The sequence below is a fragment of the Bradyrhizobium sp. USDA3010 genome, from assembly GCF_056429065.1.
On record NZ_JBWJZD010000098.1, the window covers coordinates 1 to 5,242 of the forward strand.

Consider the following 5,242-nt stretch of genomic DNA (forward strand, 5'->3'; position numbering starts at 1 on the left):
CGTTGCAAAGTACCGGTCGTCAGGCGGTGAAAAGCCGAAGGCAATCCTGTGCGCCTCGTCAGAGCAGATGTACGGCCGCATCAATCGGGCCCAAAAGCCGCACTCTCACGAATAGGACGGGTTAGGACCAAACCGCGGCTTTATCTGCAGCACGTAGCGAATGTCGAATAGTAACTGAGCAGAGACCTCATTGGCTCGTTCGCGCAATTGACGCACGACGACGTCCAGCTCGAAACGGGTTTCCATCGGTTTCTCGATGACAGGAGGCTGCTTGCGGCCGCAAAGCGAATGACACCTCTCCAACGCCTTCCTCCGGAACGCAGAGGCGCGCTGAGCTTGGCGGAAACTCCCGGTCCTTCCAGGATCATCCGCCGCGAAGGTACGACTTCCAGCGCAAGCCGGCCACGATCGTCGGAACCGCGATTTGCGTTACTCGCTGTTTCGCAGGATTACTGTCCCGGTCGCACGTCTGTAGAGCGTGGCAGGCTTGTCTTGGGCCCTAACCCCTGCAAACGCATTATCGTCTGCTTGGCCAATTCCCCGTGGAGCCTATGGATCTTCTGAGAGCCAGCAATGAGAGTTTCATGAGTCTGTTTCAGGAAATCGGTTTGAAGCTCAAGAGCTTCGTAAAACGATCGCGCGCCCGCCAACTTCTCGAAAAACGACTTGGTGTGTTCGAAGGATTTTTTGACATAGTCAGCATAGGTTTTTGCGATTTCTTGATAGCTGACCGGCGTTGTTTCCGCTGATACGATCCGGCCGTTCGAAGAGGTGTCAGTCGAAGAGGTGTCAGTTGACGCGAACTGCGCGCCGATCTCCTTCGGCGTGTGCTGCAATTGATCTGGCGGCGGGCCCTCTTGTTGACCCGATTTCCGCCTCTGCTGTGCAGTTTCGTCCGCTCTGCCGATCCGCGTTCGGGTTGCCCTTGCCGGATTTTCGTGGTGTCTCGCTCTGGTCTGGACTCATTGCTAAATCACTCCGTGGTTTGATATCAATCAAGTTGCAAACCTCCGCCATGCTCACGCTGGCATCATGATTCCGATCGGCTCCTTGTGCGGCGATTTGCTACATTTTAGCGGACCTCTTCTACGCTGCCGCTCGGCCGGCTCCGAAAGCGGCCCGTCATAGTACGCCTGTCCTCATTGGACATCTCGCTCCCTCGCCCGCGCATTGCCGAAATCGCTCGGTCGTCCCACAGCAATTATCAACCGGGGTTTGCTCCCACTGCGATCTGCGAGAAGTTCCTATCCCTGAGAGCACTGGGAGTAAGGTTGGCATCGGCCAGTTCTCTCCAAGACCTCCCGACTTCGATCCACCTGCTTTTTCGAGCCAGCAGGGTGTCAAGCATCCTCCTCCAGCAATGCCCCAGGTTTGGGGGACCAAGTGCGCTACTTTCGAGAGCTTCGAGATAATGCGTTCGACGGTCTGTCCGTTCTGCGCTCGCCAGATCGATTTGACTTTATGGATGAGGGGATTGTCGTTGGCGCGAACACCGTTGCTTCTGAGGGCCGAGTCAGCCACACAGACCAGCAAGAGGCCGAGACAGAACCACAGCACGCGTTTTCTTGCCATTTTCACCTGCCGCCCGGATCCATCTGTTCTCTCTGTGAGGCACTAATCCTACGCGGATCACAAACACGCTGTTACGCAGCATTGAAAGTTAGCAGCGACGTGACAAGACGCCCGTCGGTATCGGCCGAGCAGACGCCGTCCTTGGCTTATGTCACGCGCCGCTAACCTCACTGGCCAGCCACGGCCTCAACTTGCGATGGTAGCCATGCCTGAGGGAGGGTGCCCTCGGCACGTCGAGGGTCAGCATTCTTCGTGCCAGGCAATAGTCGACAGTTCGTACCGTGTTTGTGTTGGCTTTGTCTGCTTTGCGACTTACTCAGGTTGTGGTCCTTGCACTCAGGCCTGGCCGCGGCGGCGTCATGTTGACCTTATCCTCTCCGCAATCATCGACCCGTGCAAGCGACTCTTTCGCTGCAGCTCAGACATTGATGAAATCCCTTTGGCGCCGTCATCGACACTGTTTCAGTCGGCGCCGTTGCCGCAAGGCCGACGCGATCGAAGCCCGCACCAGCGAGGCACACCTTTTCTATCGCCATTGAGCATTCACTGCGCAATCTTCGTTGGCACACCCTTTGCTCGTCAAGAAATAGCAATAGTGGTCTTTGTGGAGGCCAAAGCTCCCTAATCAGTTGCTGCGGTCGAAAAGACAAGGTCGATTCGACGGCGGTGCTGAGCGCTGAGCGGGCGGATGCTTTGGCGCAGTTCGTCACACTTTCCAGATTGAGATGTGCTTGAGCTTATATCGAGAAGAAGTATCGGGTGAATTAAGACGTCGAGAACGAAGCCATTGTGATTGACAGCGCACCAGAGCCAATGTTGTCCGCCCGCGATCGAGAGCGCGCTGGCGGACGCGGTCAGAGAGCACGTTGCCGAATTTCCGTCCCCAGCGGCGCGTGGCTTCATAGCTAACCTCCAATGCCACGCGGCGACACTTTGTCGGGGAACGCATTCCCAGGCTCTCTGACGCAATTATATCGGACTCTAATCCCGCACAACCTTGACGCAAAAATTGCGACCAAAAGTAGCGCGCTGGCAAGCGCCCTACGCGCTGCGCAGGATTCTGTCTCGTTCACCGTTTCCCGCTTCTTCGCGATGTACTCGGCGATCTCGGCAAGATCTTCGCGCCCGGACATGTAGGCGGGGACCATGTCCTGCAGATGCGCCAGGATTCGGAAGAAGGTCGGACTGACGCAGGAGGGATTTGCCCTGCGCTTCTCTGTAAAGCTGGCCGATCCTGCGAGATCGGCAGCAAGGGCAATATGCTCCTGATCAGACCGAGCGCGCCTATTTGACGATTATCGACCGTGATCCGGTCGCGGTGGAGCGCCCGCTCCCGCAAGAGTGTGAAGCCGCCTGAGTGGCAGGCACAGCGGCCGACTCAGACAGCCGGTAAACCATACATCCGAGCCTGCCGGCTATTTTTCGTTGACGGTCGAAGTGTGGCCATCGAGGCCGATCGCCGCGTGCTCGGCCTTCACGGCATAGCGCCAAACCAAATCGCAAGCGCGAAGACGACCAAGAGGGAGACAGCGATGATCGCTTCACGGGCCGACATTCGCTTCATGGGCGTACGCCTCTCCGCGGGGATCAAAGTCCCGGCAGGTTGCACACCCCCGCCGAGGGTTGCAACCTACCGAAAGCGGTAGACCGAGCGGACATGGCCCGCGCGGCCCAGCTAATGCTCAAATGAAAAAGGGCTTATACTGTTACTTCACCTTACCGCGTCTCGGCTCAATGTGTCGCAGCACGGATGCTCCGAGTTCCTGGGTTTGCTTGTTCGATAGCTTGCTCGGCGTGGCCGTCGCAACGCCTGCAAGGCGCTTGATCTTCGATGAAGTGATTGGGGTACGGTCTTGAAGGGCGAGGTAGACGGTGGCTTTTTGGCCATCTGGCATTCTCCGACTGGGTTGAAATCGTCAGAGTATACCTTCTCGCGAGCACAATCGGCAGTCATCCCGCAGCGGCCTGCAACGACCGGGACCGGAAAAAGCCAATATGGCGTCGGCAACTCTACTGCCAGCATGCTGGGTCGGAAGACGCGTTGCTCACTCTCGCACCCAACCCTCGGCTTGCCCGCGCCCTCGACTGTCACATATTGCGGGACGTTGTTGACCGCACCGAGACACTCACCGGCTGTGCAATCGAGCGCGCTTATTACGAAGCGGGTGACCCAAGGCGTGGCTGAGTGCAAGCGAGCCTTGGCCCTGGATCACAATCTGGCTGATGCTCACGAGATGATGGGCATCGCGAAATCCTGTATGGGTTGCAGCGCCGGTACCGAGTCGCACGTCAACGAAGCATTCACAATCGATCCGTCATTGAAGGGACCTAGTATATTAGCGGTCGGCAGATTGCTCGCAAGCAGCCACAAATTGATTCCGCGGCAGATTCCAAAAGCGCCCTTTGCCAGAATGGCGGGGAAGGCGGCCATTCTGATCAGCAAGGCGGTTGAGAGTCGCGCGAACTTGAAGAGTTCATGACTCCACGACCGTTCCTCCTGATCGTGTTATAGTGATCGGATGGTTCCACAACTTGGCTCCCGACCACCTCTGTCCCCCGAGCTTTAGGTGGTGTGTAGTCGACGGGACCGTCGAGTTGTATCGAAGAGAAGGACTGCAAGGCGCCTACCAGGATCGGGGGGCACCTAATTCACTGCCGTTGTCTGAGCTGGCTTGTAGCGTTGCATATCCTCCAGGAGAAACTCGAGTGGCAAACGCGCCCGCATTCGTTGCATTAACAAGATAGAAAGAACGACACCCCACGAAAGAGTTAAGCGAGCACAGATATCCTCGGTTGATAAATGGCGCCACAGGGGGACCGCATTTTTGGCAGTCAGGATTTCCACACCCGCGGAGCGAGGGGATGTGCAATTGCGTTGACGCCTGCCAGAAGTCGATCGATGGTTGAGAGAGTAAAAAATGGTAGCTGTTAGTGAAAATAGTCACTATCGATCCTGCGAAGAAGCGCATTGCAGTCGAGGACGTAACCCACGACGCGCTCGGGCGCTTTTGCGGTGCGACCCGCGGCGTGGTCGCAAAGCTCCCGAATGCTGACGTGGTCCTTGCTGCCGACGGTCGACAATCCGAGGCTGGCTTTTCGATTGGAGGCCCGAAAGCGATCCGCGGCCCGGCGATACTTCTCGGAAAAAGGGCGGAATTCGGCCAACGCTTTCCAGCGAAATCAACCGTCGAGACTCTCGAAAAGCTCGTTCGCTGGCTCGATCCGGAACCCGTTCCGCGCGCACTTTCGGGCGAGATGATCACGGCGATCCTCATCGGTCGCGACAATGGACGGCCCCGCGGCAGGTGAATGCACCGTGCGGTGATGCAAACCCGGCGTGGGGGCGCCATGATGGCTCGGATGCCGTGCCTATGCATCAAGCGCTCGATCCGGCCACGGATGCGCCACGTCCCTGCACCCGCAGCGCGGCATGGACTCGCGGGCTGCTATAGCGCCCGCCGCTGTCCCGATGAATCTGCCGGATCGCGGCCAAGAGCGTGGAAGCTCATGTCCGTGTTCGGTCAAAGATCGCGATCGACTTCCTAACCCGTCTTATTCGTCAGAGGCGCCTGAGAGGCTGGCGAGCGTGGTGTAAAGCGCTGATGCGGCGTAGGATTCGGTTGCAAAGCCAACCCCATCACCTTCAGCCGCGAACACCACGCCCGCCATG

4 protein-coding genes are annotated in these 5,242 nt (G+C 57.9%); all 4 read right to left on the reverse strand.

Annotated elements, in window-relative coordinates; translation table 11 throughout:
- Positions 1-105 precede the first annotated feature (105 nt).
- The gene (locus AC066Y_RS42820) at positions 106-246 is read right to left on the reverse strand and encodes a hypothetical protein (protein WP_478279088.1); all 141 of its coding nucleotides are present in this window, start codon (positions 244-246) and stop codon (positions 106-108) included.
- Between the two features lie 203 nt (positions 247-449).
- Positions 450-836 carry a phasin family protein gene (locus AC066Y_RS42825; protein ID WP_478279089.1) on the reverse strand — a complete coding sequence of 129 codons (387 nt, stop codon included), beginning with the start codon at positions 834-836 and terminating at the stop codon, positions 450-452.
- Between the two features lie 3,664 nt (positions 837-4,500).
- Positions 4,501-4,737 carry a hypothetical protein gene (locus tag AC066Y_RS42830; protein WP_166217330.1) on the reverse strand — a complete coding sequence of 79 codons (237 nt, stop codon included), beginning with the start codon at positions 4,735-4,737 and terminating at the stop codon, positions 4,501-4,503.
- Positions 4,738-4,948: 211 nt separating this feature from the next.
- Positions 4,949-5,065 (reverse strand): transposase, encoded by a 117-nt coding sequence (locus AC066Y_RS42835; protein ID WP_128089689.1) that lies wholly within the window; start codon positions 5,063-5,065, stop codon positions 4,949-4,951.
- Positions 5,066-5,242: the final 177 nt, after the last annotated feature.

Coding starts and splice junctions, on each gene's coding strand:
- AC066Y_RS42820 (WP_478279088.1), bottom strand. CDS start 246: ATGGAAACCCGTTTCGAGCTGGACGTCGTCGTGCGTCAATTGCGCGAA.